Annotated in this window: 13 protein-coding genes; 10 read left to right on the top strand and 3 right to left on the bottom strand. The window is 57.3% G+C overall.

Features of this window, described 5'->3' with window-relative positions; genetic code table 11:
* Positions 1-173 precede the first annotated feature (173 nt).
* The 5 genes from metH to rluF all read left to right on the top strand — a co-directional run bounded on the left by metH (position 174) and on the right by rluF (position 7,339).
* A complete protein-coding gene (gene metH / locus NQ230_RS21955) occupies positions 174-3,857 on the top strand; it encodes a methionine synthase (protein ID WP_257259162.1) in 3,684 nt (1,227 codons plus the stop codon).
* A gap of 217 nt (positions 3,858-4,074) precedes the next feature.
* Positions 4,075-5,706, top strand: coding sequence for a Na/Pi cotransporter family protein (locus NQ230_RS21950; protein WP_159515306.1), 1,632 nt, complete (start codon positions 4,075-4,077; stop codon positions 5,704-5,706).
* A gap of 95 nt (positions 5,707-5,801) precedes the next feature.
* Entirely contained in the window at positions 5,802-6,095 is a 294-nt protein-coding gene (locus NQ230_RS21945; RefSeq protein ID WP_014830260.1) for a type II toxin-antitoxin system CcdA family antitoxin, read from the top strand.
* Positions 6,095-6,412: a CcdB family protein gene (locus NQ230_RS21940; RefSeq protein WP_121426206.1), complete on the top strand. Its 318-nt coding sequence runs from the start codon at positions 6,095-6,097 to the stop codon at positions 6,410-6,412. The genes NQ230_RS21945 and NQ230_RS21940 overlap by 1 nt, the downstream gene beginning before the upstream one ends.
* A 54-nt stretch (positions 6,413-6,466) precedes the next feature.
* Positions 6,467-7,339 carry a 23S rRNA pseudouridine(2604) synthase RluF gene (gene rluF / locus NQ230_RS21935; RefSeq protein ID WP_159515308.1) on the top strand — a complete coding sequence of 291 codons (873 nt, stop codon included), beginning with the start codon at positions 6,467-6,469 and terminating at the stop codon, positions 7,337-7,339.
* Here rluF and NQ230_RS21930 read toward each other — a convergent pair whose 3' ends face one another.
* From NQ230_RS21930 to lysC, 3 genes are all read right to left on the bottom strand, one after another.
* Positions 7,340-7,612, bottom strand: a complete 273-nt coding sequence (locus NQ230_RS21930; RefSeq protein ID WP_121426208.1) for a YjbD family protein — start codon at positions 7,610-7,612, stop codon at positions 7,340-7,342. It abuts the gene before it with no gap.
* A 50-nt stretch (positions 7,613-7,662) separates the two neighbouring features.
* Positions 7,663-8,607: a ketopantoate/pantoate/pantothenate transporter PanS gene (gene panS, locus NQ230_RS21925; protein ID WP_159515309.1), complete on the bottom strand. Its 945-nt coding sequence runs from the start codon at positions 8,605-8,607 to the stop codon at positions 7,663-7,665.
* Between the two features lie 93 nt (positions 8,608-8,700).
* The gene (gene lysC / locus NQ230_RS21920) at positions 8,701-10,050 is read right to left on the bottom strand and encodes a lysine-sensitive aspartokinase 3 (RefSeq protein ID WP_023334126.1); all 1,350 of its coding nucleotides are present in this window, start codon (positions 10,048-10,050) and stop codon (positions 8,701-8,703) included.
* A 374-nt stretch (positions 10,051-10,424) separates the two neighbouring features.
* Between lysC and pgi the strand changes: the two genes are divergently transcribed.
* The 5 genes from pgi (at position 10,425) to NQ230_RS21895 (ending at position 16,216) form a co-directional block, all read left to right on the top strand.
* Positions 10,425-12,074 (top strand): glucose-6-phosphate isomerase, encoded by a 1,650-nt coding sequence (gene pgi, locus NQ230_RS21915; protein ID WP_121426211.1) that lies wholly within the window; start codon positions 10,425-10,427, stop codon positions 12,072-12,074.
* A 367-nt stretch (positions 12,075-12,441) separates the two neighbouring features.
* Positions 12,442-12,684, top strand: a complete 243-nt coding sequence (gene yjbE, locus NQ230_RS21910; RefSeq protein ID WP_008503423.1) for an exopolysaccharide production protein YjbE — start codon at positions 12,442-12,444, stop codon at positions 12,682-12,684.
* Between the two features lie 63 nt (positions 12,685-12,747).
* A complete protein-coding gene (locus NQ230_RS21905) occupies positions 12,748-13,386 on the top strand; it encodes a YjbF family lipoprotein (protein ID WP_126797440.1) in 639 nt (212 codons plus the stop codon).
* Positions 13,383-14,120, top strand: a complete 738-nt coding sequence (locus tag NQ230_RS21900; RefSeq protein WP_257259151.1) for a capsule biosynthesis GfcC family protein — start codon at positions 13,383-13,385, stop codon at positions 14,118-14,120. The genes NQ230_RS21905 and NQ230_RS21900 overlap by 4 nt, the downstream gene beginning before the upstream one ends.
* On the top strand, positions 14,120-16,216 hold the full coding sequence (locus tag NQ230_RS21895) for a YjbH domain-containing protein (protein ID WP_121426214.1): 2,097 nt from the start codon (positions 14,120-14,122) through the stop codon (positions 16,214-16,216). The genes NQ230_RS21900 and NQ230_RS21895 overlap by 1 nt, the downstream gene beginning before the upstream one ends.
* Positions 16,217-16,219 lie beyond the last annotated feature (3 nt).

The raw sequence follows: 16,219 nt of genomic DNA, 5'->3' as shown, positions 1-16,219 counted from the left end.
TCGTGGAAATCATTTTCGTTTTATTTGGTGAATTTGCAACCGTTATCCTGACTGATCGGAGGAGTGATGGTGAACATGTCTCATGTTACCGCTGTGCGACTTTTCCACCCCGCGAGATTGTGCCAGTATGGAACCCAGCCTTTTGGCCTTGTTGAGCGTTGTCGGGAGCAAGTGTGAGCAGCAAAGTAGAGCAACTGCGTGCGCAGTTAAATGAACGAATTCTGGTGCTGGACGGCGGCATGGGCACCATGATCCAGGGCTATCGTCTGAGTGAAGACGATTTCCGCGGCGAGCGCTTTGCCGACTGGCCCTGCGACCTGAAAGGGAACAACGACCTGCTGGTGCTCAGCAAGCCGTCCGTTATTAAGGATATCCACAACGCCTACTTCGAAGCGGGTGCGGATATCGTTGAAACCAACACCTTCAACTCGACAACCATCGCCATGGCGGATTACCAGATGGAATCCCTGTCGGCGGAAATCAACCTGGAAGCCGCGAAGCTGGCGCGCGCCTGCGCCGACGAGTGGACGGCCCGCACGCCGGACAAGCCGCGCTACGTTGCCGGGGTGCTTGGCCCGACGAACCGCACCGCGTCGATTTCACCGGACGTCAACGACCCGGCGTTTCGTAATATCACCTTTGACCAGCTGGTTGCCGCCTACCGCGAATCGACCAAAGCGCTGGTGGAAGGCGGTTCCGACCTGATCCTGATTGAAACCGTATTCGACACCCTCAACGCCAAAGCCGCGATTTACGCGGTGAAAGAGGAGTTTGAGGCGCTGGGCGTTGACCTGCCGATCATGATTTCCGGCACCATCACCGACGCCTCCGGCCGCACCCTGTCCGGCCAGACAACCGAAGCGTTTTATAACTCCCTGCGTCACGCCGAAGCGCTCTCCTTCGGCCTCAACTGCGCGCTGGGGCCGGACGAGCTGCGCCAGTACGTGCAGGAGCTTTCCCGCATCGCGGAATGCTACGTCACCGCCCACCCGAACGCCGGTCTGCCGAACGCGTTTGGCGAATACGATCTCGATGCCGACACCATGGCGGCGCAAATCCGCGAGTGGGCCGAGTCTGGCTTCCTGAATATCGTCGGCGGCTGCTGCGGCACCACGCCGGAGCACATCGCGGCCATGAGCCGTGCGGTGGCCGGTCTGCCGCCGCGCAAGCTGCCCGAGCTTCCGGTTGCCTGTCGCCTTTCCGGCCTCGAGCCGTTGACCATCGGCGACGACAGCCTTTTTGTGAACGTGGGTGAGCGGACTAACGTCACCGGTTCCGCGAAGTTCAAGCGTCTGATCAAAGAAGAGAAGTACAGCGAAGCGCTGGACGTCGCCCGCCAGCAGGTGGAAAGCGGCGCGCAGATTATCGATATCAACATGGACGAGGGGATGCTCGACGCCGAAGCGGCGATGGTGCGTTTCCTCAACCTGATCGCCGGGGAGCCGGACATCGCCCGCGTGCCGATTATGATTGACTCCTCTAAGTGGGAAGTCATCGAAAAAGGGCTGAAGTGCATTCAGGGTAAAGGCATCGTCAACTCTATCTCGATGAAAGAGGGCGTTGATATCTTTATCCACCACGCGAAGATGATCCGCCGCTACGGTGCCGCCGTGGTGGTCATGGCTTTTGACGAAGTGGGCCAGGCGGATACCCGCGAGCGCAAAATCGAGATATGCCGCCGCGCGTACAAAATTCTGACCGAAGAGGTGGGCTTCCCGCCGGAAGATATTATCTTTGACCCGAACATTTTCGCCGTCGCGACCGGGATTGAAGAGCACAACAACTATGCCCAGGACTTTATCGGCGCATGTGAAGACATCAAGCGCGAGCTGCCGCATGCGCTGATCTCCGGCGGCGTATCGAACGTGTCGTTCTCGTTTCGCGGTAACGACCCGGTGCGTGAAGCGATCCACGCCGTGTTCCTCTACTACGCCATCCGCAACGGCATGGATATGGGGATCGTTAACGCCGGACAGCTGGCGATTTACGACGACCTTCCTGCAGAGCTGCGCGATGCCGTCGAGGACGTGATCCTTAACCGTCGCGACGACGCCACCGAGCGCATGCTGGACCTGGCGGAGAAATATCGCGGCAGCAAATCGGATGAGGCGGCAAACGTTCAGCAGGCCGAGTGGCGTTCCTGGGACGTGAAAAAGCGTCTGGAATACTCGCTGGTCAAAGGCATCACCGAATTTATCGAGCTCGATACTGAAGAGGCGCGCCAGCAGGCAGACCGCCCGATTGAGGTGATCGAAGGCCCGCTGATGGACGGCATGAACGTGGTCGGCGATCTGTTCGGTGAGGGCAAAATGTTCCTGCCGCAGGTGGTAAAATCCGCCCGCGTGATGAAGCAGGCGGTGGCGTATCTCGAACCCTACATCGAAGCCAGCAAAGAGAAAGGCTCCAGCAACGGCAAAATGGTCATCGCCACCGTGAAGGGCGACGTGCACGACATCGGCAAGAATATCGTCGGCGTGGTGCTGCAGTGCAATAACTACGAAATTATCGACCTCGGTGTGATGGTCCCGGCGGATAAAATCCTCAAGACCGCGCGCGAGGTGAACGCCGACCTGATTGGCCTCTCCGGTCTGATTACGCCGTCGCTGGACGAAATGGTCAACGTGGCAAAAGAGATGGAGCGACAGGGCTTCACCATTCCGTTATTGATTGGCGGGGCGACCACCTCGAAAGCGCACACGGCGGTAAAAATCGAGCAGAACTACAGCGGCCCGACGGTATACGTGCAGAACGCCTCGCGCACGGTGGGCGTGGTCTCCGCGCTGCTCTCCGACACCCAGCGCGACGATTTTGTGGCGCGCACCCGCAAAGAGTACGAAACCGTCCGCATCCAGCACGGCCGTAAGAAGCCGCGCACCCCGCCTGTTTCGCTTCAGGCGGCGCGCGACAACGATCTGGCCTTTGACTGGTCCAGCTACACGCCGCCGGTGGCGCACCGCCTGGGCGTGCAGGACGTAACGGCCAGCATCGAGACGCTGCGCAACTACATTGACTGGACGCCGTTCTTTATGACCTGGTCGCTGGCGGGCAAATATCCGCGCATCCTGGAGGATGAGGTGGTAGGCGAGGAGGCGAAGCGCCTGTTTAAAGATGCCAACGACATGCTAGACACGCTGAGCGCAGAGAAAACCCTCAACCCGCGCGGCGTGGTGGGCCTGTTCCCGGCGAACCGCGTGGGCGACGACATCGAAATCTACCGCGATGAAACCCGCACCCACGTGCTGGCGGTCAGCCGCCATCTCCGCCAGCAAACGGAGAAAGTGGGCTTTGCCAACTACTGCCTGGCCGATTTCGTCGCGCCGAAGCTGAGTGGTAAAGCCGACTATATCGGCGCCTTTGCGGTAACCGGCGGTCTTGAAGAAGACGCGCTGGCGGACGCGTTCGAAGCGCAGCACGATGATTACAATAAAATCATGGTGAAAGCGATTGCCGACCGCCTGGCGGAAGCCTTCGCCGAGTACCTGCACGAGCGCGTGCGCAAGGTGCACTGGGGCTACGCGGCGAATGAGAACCTCAGCAACGAGGAGCTGATCCGCGAAAACTACCAGGGCATTCGCCCGGCGCCGGGCTATCCGGCCTGTCCGGAGCACACCGAAAAAGGCACTATCTGGAAACTGCTGGACGTGGAAGCCCATACCGGCATGAAGCTCACCGAGTCGTTCGCCATGTGGCCAGGCGCGTCAGTTTCAGGCTGGTACTTCAGCCATCCGGACAGCAAGTACTTCGCCGTGGCGCAGCTGCAGCGGGATCAGATCGAAGATTACGCCCTGCGCAAAGGCATGAGCGTATCTGAAGTGGAACGCTGGCTGGCACCGAATTTAGGCTACGACGCTGACTAAAATCACTTTTCCTTACAACAAACAGGGCGCTCATGAGGCGCCCTGTCTCTTTCTTACGTTTAAACCCTTATACTGAAATAAGGTTCTAACCCTTTTGCCCGGTGGCGCTGCGCTTACCGGGCCTACGCGTAGGCCGGATAAGGCGTAGCCGCCATCCGGCATGGCAACGCGCAGCGAACCTCAGGAATATCGATAACGATAAGGAGGAAAACCTTCCGTGCTGACCCTGTTACACCTGCTCTCTGCAGTCGCACTGCTCGTATGGGGCACCCATATCGTCCGTACCGGCGTGATGCGCGTATTTGGCGCGCGCTTACGTACCGTTCTCAGCAGCAGCGTTGAGAAGAAGCCGCTCGCCTTCTGCGCGGGCATTGGCGTAACGGCGCTGGTTCAAAGCAGTAACGCCACCACCCTGCTTGTCACCTCTTTTGTGGCGCAGGATCTGGTCGCGCTCGCCCCGGCGCTGGTGATTGTGCTGGGGGCGGATGTAGGTACCGCGCTGATGGCGCGTGTTCTTACGTTCGATCTCTCCTGGCTGTCGCCGCTGCTGATTTTTATCGGCGTTATTTTTTTCCTCGGTCGCAAACAGACGCGCGCCGGACAGCTCGGGCGCGTAGGGATTGGCCTGGGGCTGATCCTGCTGGCGCTGGAGCTGATTGTGCAGGCGGTCACGCCGATCACCCAGGCCAACGGCGTGCAGGTCATCTTCGCCTCCCTGACCGGGGATATCATGCTGGATGCGCTGATCGGTGCGGTGTTTGCTATCGTCAGCTACTCCAGCCTGGCGGCGGTCCTGCTGACGGCCACGCTTACCGCCGCAGGGGCGATCTCCTTCCCGGTGGCGCTGTGTCTGGTGATCGGGGCCAACCTCGGCTCCGGCTTGCTGGCGATGCTCAATAACAGCGCCGCCAATGCCGCTGCCCGCCGCGTGGCGCTGGGCAGCCTGCTGTTTAAGCTGGTGGGCAGCCTGATTATTCTGCCGTTTGTGCACCCGCTGGCGAACCTGATGGACAACCTACCGCTGCCGAAGGCGGAGCTGGTGATCTATTTCCACGTGTTCTACAACCTGGTGCGCTGCCTGGCGATGGTGCCGTTCGCTGGGCCGATGGCCCGCTTCTGCGAACGCCTCATTCAGGACGAACCGGAGCTGGATGCGCGCCTGAAACCGAAGCACCTGGATACCTCCGCGCTGGATACCCCGGCGCTGGCGCTGGCGAATGCCGCGCGCGAGACGCTGCGCATGGGCGACGCAATGGAAACCATGCTCGAAGGCCTGCAAAAGGTGATGCACGGCGAGCCGCGTGAAGAGAAAGAGCTGCGCAGATTAGCGGACGATATCAACGTGCTCTATACCGCCATCAAGCTTTACCTGGCGCGTATGCCGCAGGACGAGCTGGCGGAAGAGGAATCTCGCCGCTGGGCGGAAATTATCGAGATGTCGCTTAACCTCGAGCAGGCGTCGGATATCGTTGAACGTATGGGCAGCGAGATTGCCGATAAATCCCTTGCCGCGCGTCGTGCGTTTTCAGGTGAGGGCCTGAAGGAGCTGGAAGCGCTGCACGAACAGCTGGTCAGCAACCTCAAGCTGGCGATGTCGGTCTTCTTCTCCAGCGACGTGCCGAGCGCGCGCCGCCTGCGCCGTAACAAGCACCGTTTCCGCATTCTGAACCGCCGCTATTCGCACGCCCACGTTGAGCGTCTGCACCAGCAGAACGTGCAGAGTATCGAAACCAGTTCGCTGCATCTGGGGCTGCTGGGGGATATGAAGCGTCTCAACTCGTTGTTCTGCGCGGTGGCGTATAGCGTGATGGAGCAGCCTGATGAAGACGACGAGCGGGATGAGTATTAATCTCTGAAAGCGCCTCGCAAAACCGTTTCGCGAGGCGTGACACCTTATAACGCGCCATTTACTCTTCAAACCTTACATTTTTAAGGGAATAGAAAATGCTCGTTTATTACGCTACACTTCGCCAATTCATGCGCATTCCTATGGGGGTTCTCATGCGCACTACGCATGGCATCAAAAAATCAGTCAATGTGTCGTTAGCGCCAGAAATCCTGGAAGAGGCGAGACGGCTTAAACTTAATCTCTCTGCCGTGCTCACGGCTGCACTGCAGGAGCAGTTTCGTGCGCATCAGCGCGCAGAGTGGTTAGCAGAAAATAAAGCGTCTATCGAGGCCATTAACCAATGGGTTGATGAAAACGGCTCCTTTAGTGACTTTCAGAGGTCGTTCTGATGGAGCAATATTTTGCTTATGAGAATGAAGGTAAGGGGAAAACTGCCTATCCCTGGCTAATCAATATGCAGCATCCGGTGGCCAATGTGATGAAACATGTCCTGGTTGCTCCCGCAGTTGAGCTTAGACACCTGGGAGGCATTCAACCGCCTGCGAAAGTGTGCCCTGTCGTTGAGATAGCGGGTAAGCCTTGCGTGGTCATGATGCACATGATGGCAGGCATATCGCCAAAAGAGTTAGGCGAGCGTGTCGCCGATCTTACGCAAAACCGGGCTTCATTGCGGGATGCACTCGATTTTTTGATCAACGGTTACTAACACTTTTTTGTCAGCCGCAAGGTAAGGTATATTTCGCCCTTCACAGGAGAAACTATGCTGCCAACTCAATCAACCCGATTAAACAAATACATTAGCGAGAGCGGGATCTGCTCACGTCGCGAGGCTGACCGTTACATTGAACAAGGTAACGTGTTTCTTAACGGCAAACGCGCCACCATCGGCGATCAGGTGGCCCCTGGCGATGTGGTTAAAGTGAATGGTCAGGTCATCGAGCCGCGTGATGCTGAAGATCTGGTGTTTATCGCGTTGAATAAACCGGTTGGGATTGTCAGCACCACGGAAGACGGTGAGCGGGACAACATCGTTGATTTCGTAAACCACAGCAGCCGTATCTTCCCGATTGGCCGTCTGGATAAAGACTCTCAGGGGCTGATTTTCCTCACCAACCACGGCGATCTGGTCAACAAAATCCTGCGTGCCGGTAACGACCACGAGAAAGAGTACATTGTGACGGTGAACAAGCCGGTCACGGACGAATTTATTCGCGGCATGGGCGCCGGTGTGCCGATCCTCGGCACCGTCACGAAGAAGTGTAAGGTCAAGAAAGAAGCACCGTTCGCGTTCCGCATTACGCTGGTGCAGGGCCTGAACCGCCAGATCCGCCGCATGTGCGAACACTTCGGTTATGAAGTGACGAAGCTGGAACGCACGCGCATCATGAACGTCAGCCTGTCCGGTATTCCGCTGGGCGAGTGGCGCGACTTAACGGATGACGAGCTGATTGAGCTGTTCAAGCTTATCGAGAACTCGTCGTCTGAAGCGAAGCCGAAAGCTAAAGCCAAACCGAAAACCCAGGCGATTAAGCGCCCGGTCGTAAAGGCGCCGCAGGCGGAAGAGAAAGGGCGAGGCAAGCCGGGTAACGGAAAGCGCTTTACCCAGCCGGGGCGTAAAAAGAAAGGGCGCTGATTAGCGCCTTCCACGGGTTGACGTGGTGGCCGACCAGGAGAAGGTCGCCTCTGCATCCGGTTTATAAGTCTGCTCTTTTTTCAGCTTGCGGGCTTTTTTCGCCGCGGCCTCACGCTGCGCCATCAGCTTATCGATGTACTCTTTTTTCACCTGATTGGTTTCGGCGTTCGTCAGCGTGCGGCCATGTGCGATACGGGCGCGGTCGAGAAGCGTTTTCAGTTCGCGCTGCTCGGCTTCCGTCATGTCTTTCTGGGTCAAACGTGGTGTAGCCATTGCTGAAGCCTCCTGAAGGGGAGGCTTCAGTGTAAAGCAAGCCGCGTAAATTAACCCTGCTTCACCGCATCTTTTTTCGTTTGCTCATCAATCGGTTTGCCGGACCAGTAGCCCGCCAGCAGCGAGCCGGAGAGGTTATGCCAGACGGAGAACAGCGCGCCGGGCAGGGCCGCCAGCGGGGAGAAGTAAATTTTGCCGAGCGCCGCCGCCAGGCCGGAGTTCTGCATGCCTACCTCGATTGCCAGCGTGCGGCAGGTCGATTCGTCAAAACCAAACAGCTTCCCGCCCCAGTAGCCGCCCAGCAGGCCAATGGTGTTATGCAGCACCACCGCGATGATCACCACAAAGCCCACGGAGGCAATGTGCGATGCGGAACCCGCCACCACGGCGCTGATGATCGCCAGAATGCAGACCATCGAAAACGCGGGCAGGTACGACTCAACGGCCTTCACCACGCGCGGGAAAAGATGGTGAATGACCAGCCCCAGCGCAATCGGGATCACTACAATCTGCAGAATGCTGAGCAGCATGCCCATCACGTCCACCTGAATATGCGCGTCCACGTACAGGCGAGTTAACAGCGGCGTGGCAATCACGCCCACCAGCGTGGAAACGGACGAGATCGTGACGGAGAGCGCCACGTCGCCTTTCGCCAGGTAGATCATGACGTTGGACGCCGTGCCGCTAGCCACGCTGCCCACCAGCACCATCCCGGCGGAGAGATCGGGTGGCATCTTAAAGGCCATCGCCAGCAGCCACGCCGCAAGCGGCATCACCAGGTAGTGCAGGAAGATCCCTGCTGCGACGGGTGCAGGGCGAGAGAGCACGCGTTTGAAGTCGTCGATTTTCAGATGCACGCCCATACCGAACATGATCAGCATCAGCAGCGTGGCGACCCACGGACCAATGCCCGTGAAGGTGGCGGGGGTGTAATACGCGAGTACGGAGAGCAGCAGCGCCCATAACGGGAACAGCCGTGTGATGACGGATAACATAGTGGATTCCTTGCAGTATTGTCGTGTTGTTTAGTTATGAAAAAGCCGGGTCTGTGCCCGGCTTATAGGTATTGTTTATCGTGCTAACGAATTTTATTCAAACAAATTCTGATGAAGTTTCTGCACGACCTGCTCGGCCTGATCGGCAGGCACGAGGAAGCAGAGGTTGTAGCTGGACGCGCCGTAGCAGATCATGCGGATGCTGAACGGGTCGAGTACGCCGAACACCTCTTTACCCACGCCGCAGGCGCGCGACAGCTTGTTGCCAATGATGGCAACCAGCGCCAGGTCTTCTTCTACTTCCACGCGGCACAGTTCAGACAGCTCAATCAACAGAGACTGCGTCAGCAGTGTGTCGCCGGTGGAGGTAGAGCCGGTGGTGTCCAGCGTCAGCGCAATGCTCACTTCAGAGGTGGTGATAAGGTCCACGGAGATATTGTGGCGCGCCAGAATGCCAAACACTTCCGCCAGGAAACCGCGGGAATGCAGCATATTGTGGCTGTGGAGCGTCACCAGCGTCTGGCGACGACGCAGGGCCAGGGCGCGGAACAGCGGTGGGTTTTCCGTTTTCTTGCAGACCAGCGTCCCGCCCGCTTTCGGATCTTTACTGGAGCCGACGAAGACGGGAATATCGCTGCGTACGGCTGGCAGCAGCGTTGCCGGGTGCAGCACTTTCGCGCCGAAGGTGGCCATTTCCGCCGCTTCTTCAAAGGCGATCACATCAATACGTTTAGCTGCAGAAACGACGCGCGGATCGGTGGTGTAAATGCCCGGAACGTCCGTCCAGATATCCACGCGCGTTGCATGCAGGGCTTCGCCCAGCAGCGCGGCGGTGTAGTCGCTGCCGCCGCGGCCAAGCGTGGTGGTGCGGCCTTTCGCTTCACTGCCGATAAAGCCCTGGGTGATCACGATACCGTCTGCCAGGCGTGGTGCCAACTGCTGATTGGTCAGCTCTGCCAGCGCCTCAACGTCCGGCTCGGCACGACCAAAGCGATCGCTGGTACGCATCACTTTACGCACGTCAAACCACTGCGCCTGAATGTTACGCTCGCGCATGATTTCAACAAACAGCAGGGTGGACATCAGCTCGCCGTGGCTGACCAGTTCGTCGGTCAGGGCGGTGGAGGTGGCCAGAGAGGCCGCTTCTGCCAGGGTGGTGATATTTTCCAGCAGACGTTCCACTTCCTCGCGGATGACGTTCGGGTTCTGCAGACGCTCAAGAATGTCGAACTGAATTTTGCGCAGTGCATCCAGCTTCACGAAACGTTCTGTCGCTTCCAGTCCTTCAGACAGAGAAACCAGCAGGTTCGTCACGCCGGCGGAGGCAGACAGCACCACCAGGCGGGTATTCGGATCGGCCAGCACCACATCGGCGCTGCGGTTCATGGCATCGTAATCGGCCACACTGGTGCCGCCAAATTTGGCGACCACAAAACTCGTCATAACAACCTCGTGTCAGGGAATGAATAAGCGACCTTGGCACAAGAGTGAAACGAAAACAGGTGCAGGCGCAAAATACGGCCCTATAAATAAAATGCGGGGGAGGTCCTGTCAATGCTGGGATTATGCGGATTTTTTATGGGGGGGTACCCCTGAGAAACAGGACTTATAACAGGGCCATATTTTATGCTCCATTTTAGCCTGTTTTGGGCGACATTTCGCCGCCCCAGGAGGCTTCGACAGCAGCTATACTTTTTGGGTCTTTTCACCTGTGTTTGATGCAGGCCAGGGCAATGGCATAAAAACCATCACAATTTTTATTTGCAGGCGCTACAATCGACCGCAGTCACAATTCTCAAATCAGAAGAGTATTGCTAATGAAAAACATCAACCCAACGCAGACCGCTGCCTGGCAGGCACTCCAGAAACATTTTGATGAAATGAAAGACGTCACCATCGCGGATCTGTTCGCGAAAGATGCCGATCGTTTCGCTAAGTTCTCCGCGACCTTCGACGACCTGATGCTGGTGGATTTCTCCAAAAACCGCATTACCGAAGAGACGCTGGCAAAACTGCAGGATCTGGCGAAAGAGACTGAGCTTGCCGACGCCATCAAATCCATGTTCTCCGGTGAGAAGATCAACCGCACCGAAGACCGTGCCGTGCTTCACGTGGCCCTGCGTAACCGTAGCAATACGCCAATCATCGTTGACGGCAAAGACGTCATGCCGGAAGTGAACGCGGTGCTGGAAAAGATGAAAGCCTTCTCCGAGGCGATCATCTCCGGTAGCTGGAAAGGCTACACCGGCAAAGCGATCACCGACGTGGTTAACATCGGTATCGGCGGCTCTGACCTCGGTCCGTTCATGGTGACCGAAGCGCTGCGCCCGTACAAAAACCACCTCAATATGCACTTTGTGTCTAACGTCGATGGTACCCACATCGCCGAAGTGCTGAAGAACGTAAACCCGGAAACCACCCTGTTCCTGGTTGCCTCCAAAACCTTCACCACTCAGGAAACCATGACCAACGCCCACAGCGCGCGCGACTGGTTCCTGAAAACCGCGGGCGACAACAAGCACGTGGCGAAACACTTCGCGGCGCTGTCTACCAACGGTAAAGCGGTCAGCGAGTTCGGCATTGATACCGCGAATATGTTCGAGTTCTGGGACTGGGTTGGCGGCCGCTACTCCCTGTGGTCTGCGATCGGTCTGTCCATCATCCTGTCCGTGGGCTTCGACAACTTCGTTGAGCTGCTCTCCGGCGCGCACGCGATGGATAAACACTTCTCCACGACCGCACCAGAGAAAAACCTGCCGGTGCTGCTGGCGCTGATCGGTATCTGGTACAACAACTTCTTCGGCGCTGAAACCGAAGCGATCCTGCCGTACGACCAGTATATGCACCGCTTTGCAGCCTACTTCCAGCAGGGCAACATGGAATCCAACGGTAAATACGTTGACCGTAACGGCAACGCGGTGGATTACCAGACTGGCCCAATCATCTGGGGCGAGCCGGGCACCAACGGCCAGCATGCCTTCTACCAGCTGATCCACCAGGGCACCAAAATGGTACCGTGCGATTTCATCGCCCCGGCTATCACCCATAACCCGCTGTCCGACCACCATCCGAAGCTGCTGTCGAACTTCTTTGCGCAGACCGAAGCGCTGGCGTTCGGTAAATCCCGCGAGGTGGTTGAGCAGGAATACCGTGACCAGGGTAAAGATCCGGCAACCCTGGACCACGTTGTGCCGTTCAAAGTGTTCGAAGGCAACCGTCCAACCAACTCCATCCTGTTGCGTGAAATCACGCCGTTCAGCCTGGGTGCGCTGATTGCCCTGTACGAGCACAAGATCTTCACGCAGGGTGCCATCCTGAACATCTTCACCTTTGACCAGTGGGGCGTTGAGCTGGGCAAACAGCTGGCAAACCGTATTCTGCCAGAGCTGGGTGACGATAAAGCGATTGCCAGCCATGACAGCTCGACAAATGGTTTGATCAACCGTTATAAAGCATGGCGAGCGTAATTAAAACGTCATGAAAACGTGCCGGCTTAATGCCGGCATTTTTTTATCGGATAATTCCTGATGTCTGTTAGTTAACTCAAATTCTGGATCTGAGTTTAATCCGAAAAAGGCGCTTAACCCGTTAATTGCTGAGGTTTATTTTAAGAAAATACGCAGTAGTTCATTAATATGTATATATTATAACTCATTGAATTTTATCTATTATATATTTCTGCTATTTGTCTTTCATTTCCATTTTAACCATTAGTCCGAAAACCCTCTCCCTATTTCCCCTTACGGCAAACCCACGGCAGGAGTTGTGTATACTCGATTCCGCCTGAAATTCTTTTCGGGCAAATCTCCATTCATTCATTGAAGGGAAATTGTTATGAAGAAAGTACTGTATGGCATTTTTGCCATATCTGCGCTTGCGGCGACATCTGTTTATGCAGCTCCGGTTCAGGTCGGAGAAGCGGCAGGTTCGGCTGCGACGTCTGCGTCTGCGGGTAGTTCTACCGCAGCCAGCGCCAGCACCGTAAGTTCAGCCGTGGGTGTCGCGCTGGCGGCAACCGGTGGCGGTGATGGCTCCAATACCGGAACCACGACCACCACGACAACCAGCACCCAGTAATAGCGGGTGTTTTAATCATAACCACACTTCGGTGTGGTTATTTCGCCCCTTCGGAGAAGAGTCGTGAAGCGACCTGCAATCATTCTGATTTGCCTGCTGCTGCAGGCGTGCTCGGCCACCACTAAAGGGCTGGGAAACTCACTGTGGGAAAGCATGTTCGGTACACCGGGCGTACATCTGACCGATGACGAACTTCAAAACATGCCCTATGCCAGTCAGTACATGCAGCTTAACGATGGCCCGCAGCTGTTTGTGGTGCTCGCTTTCGATGAAAACGGGCAGCAGAAATGGGTGACGCAGGATCAGGCCACCATCGTGACGCAGCATGGCCGTATCGTGAAAACCCTATTGGGTGGCGACAACCTGCTGGAAGTGAATAATATCGCTGCCGATCCGCTGCTCAAGCCGAACCAGATCGCCGACGGCGCAAGCTGGACGCGCACGATGGGCTGGACCGAACATAAGCAGGTGCGTTACGCCACGGCACGCTCGACCTTCCGCTGGGACGGTACGGACAGCGTGAAAGTCGGCAGCGACGAAACCCATGTCCGCGTGCTGGATGAAGAAGTCACCACCGACCAGGCCACCTGGCACAACCGCTTCTGGATCGACGAGGAAGGGCAGATCCGCCAGTCCCTGCAGTATCTCGGTGCCGGATTCTTCCCGGTGAAAACCACCCTGATCAAGGCGGCGAAATCATGAAAACGCTCATCAACGTTGCGCTTCTCGCCAGCCTTGCCGCGCCGCTGGCATGGTCCGCAGGGACGGTAAATGTCTACACGCCGGACAGTGAAAAACCCAAAACCTTAACCCACGCCGAGCATCTGATCGATCTCGTCGGACAGCCAAGGCTCGCCAACAGCTGGTGGCCGGGGGCAGTAATCGCTGAACGGCAGAAGACCGCTGAAGCGGAACAACAGCACAAGGCGCTCCTGGCCAGGCTGACGGGGTTAGCGGAGCAGGAAGATGGCGACGACGCGGCGGCCATTAACAGCGTTCGCCAGCAGCTGCAGGCGCTGAAGGTGACGGGCCGTCAGATAGTGAATCTTGATCCAGATGAAGTGCGCGTCACGGAAAAGGGCAACCCCACGCTTGAAGGGGAGTATACGCTCTGGCTGCCGGTGAAGCCGACGACGGTGACCGTGATGGGGCTTATCAGCAGCCCGGGTAAAAAGCCCTTTACGCCCGGTCGTGACGTGGCGAGCTACCTCGACGAGCAGAGCCTGCTGAGCGGTGCCGATAACAGCTACGCCTGGGTGGTTTACCCTGACGGACACACACAAAAAGCCCCCGTTGCTTACTGGAATAAACGGCATATCGAACCTATGCCGGGCAGCATCATTTTTGTCGGTTTTGCCGACCATTTCTGGACGAAGGCGTATGACGGGCTTAACGCCGATATCCTTCACTCCCTGATTCAGCGGATACCGGAATAATGAAAAAAACCTATCTCTACAGCATGCTGGCGCTCTGCGTGAGTGCCGCCTGCCATGCAGAAACGTATCCGGCACCCATTGGCCCGTCTCAGTCAGACTTCGGCGGCGTCGGTTTACTGCAAACGCCCACCGCGCGTATGGCGCGCGAAGGAGAAATTAGCCTTAACTACCGTGATAACGACCAGTATCGCTACTACTCGGCGTCGGTGCAGCTGTTCCCGTGGCTTGAAACCACGCTGCGCTATACCGACGTGCGTACGAAACAATACAGCAGCGTTGAGGCATTCTCCGGCGATCAGACCTACAAAGATAAAGCCTTCGACGTCAAGCTGCGCCTGTGGGAAGAGAGCTACTGGATGCCGCAGGTGTCCGTGGGTGCCAAAGATATCGGTGGTACAGGTCTGTTTGATGCGGAATACATTGTGGCCAGCAAAGCCTGGGGCCCGTTCGACTTCTCGCTCGGCCTGGGATGGGGCTATCTGGGCACCAGCGGTAACGTGAAAAACCCGTTCTGTTCCTACAGCGATAAATACTGCTACCGCGATAACAGCTACAAAAAAGCCGGTTCCATCAACGGTGACCAGATGTTCCACGGCCCCGCCTCGCTGTTTGGCGGGGTGGAGTATCAAACGCCCTGGCAGCCATTACGCCTGAAGCTGGAGTATGAAGGGAATGACTACTCGCAGGACTTCGCCGGGAAGATTGAGCAGAAGAGCAAGTTTAACGTCGGCGCCATTTATCGCGTCACCGACTGGGCCGACGTTAACCTCAGCTACGAGCGCGGCAATACGGTGATGTTTGGCTTCACGCTGCGCACCAACTTTAACGACATGCGGCCGCACTACAATGATAACGCGCGACCTGCATACCAGCCGGAGCCGCAGGATGCGATTCTGCAGCACTCCGTGGTGGCAAACCAGCTGACGCTGTTGAAATACAATGCCGGTCTGGCGGATCCAAAGATTCAGACCAAGGGCGATACGCTTTACGTCACCGGCGAGCAGGTGAAATACCGCGACTCGCGCGAAGGGATCGAACGTGCCAACCGGATCGTTATGAACGATCTGCCGGAGGGGATCCGCACGATCCGCGTGACGGAGAACCGTCTCAACCTGCCGCAGGTCACAACCGAAACGGACGTTGCCAGCCTCAAGCGCCATCTTGAAGGCGAGCCGCTCGGGCATGAAACCGAGCTGGTACAAAAACGCATCGAGCCCGTGGTGCCGGACACCACCGAGCAGGGCTGGTATATCGATAAATCGCGCTTCGATTTCCATATCGATCCGGTGCTGAACCAGTCCGTCGGCGGGCCGGAAAACTTCTACATGTATCAGCTGGGCGTCATGGCGACGGCGGATCTGTGGGTCACCGACCACCTGCTGACCACCGGCAGCCTGTTCGGCAACATCGCCAACAACTATGACAAATTCAACTACACCAACCCGCCAAAAGACTCGACGCTGCCGCGCGTGCGTACCCGTGTGCGTGAATACGTGCAGAACGATGCCTACGTGAATAACCTGCAGGCCAACTACTTCCAGTACTTCGGCAACGGCTTCTACGGCCAGGTGTACGGCGGGTATCTGGAAACCATGTACGGCGGCGCGGGGGCGGAAGTGCTTTATCGTCCTGTCGACAGCAACTGGGCGTTCGGGGTTGATGCCAACTACGTCAAGCAGCGTGACTGGCGCAGCGCGCAGGACATGATGAAGTTCACCGACTACAGCGTCAAAACGGGCCATCTGACCGCCTACTGGACGCCGTCGTTCGCCCCTGACGTGCTGGTGAAAGCCAGCGTCGGCCAGTACCTGGCGGGCGATAAGGGCGGTACGCTGGATATTTCTAAACACTTCGACAGCGGCGTCGTGGTGGGCGGCTACGCCACCATCACCAACGTCTCGCCGGACGAATACGGGGAAGGGGACTTCACCAAAGGGGTCTACGTGTCAATTCCGCTGGATCTGTTCTCGTCAGGCCCAACCCGCAGCCGTGCGGCAGTGGGCTGGACGCCGCTGACGCGTGACGGGGGTCAGCAGCTTGGGCGTAAGTTCCAGCTGTATGACATGACCAGTGATAAGAACGTTAACTTCCGCTGATGC

The sequence above is a fragment of the Enterobacter asburiae genome (assembly GCF_024599655.1).
Classification (GTDB): domain Bacteria; phylum Pseudomonadota; class Gammaproteobacteria; order Enterobacterales; family Enterobacteriaceae; genus Enterobacter; species Enterobacter asburiae_D.
The sequence above is the reverse complement of the archived record's forward strand: the minus strand, read 5'-3'. Positions and strand labels throughout refer to the sequence as shown.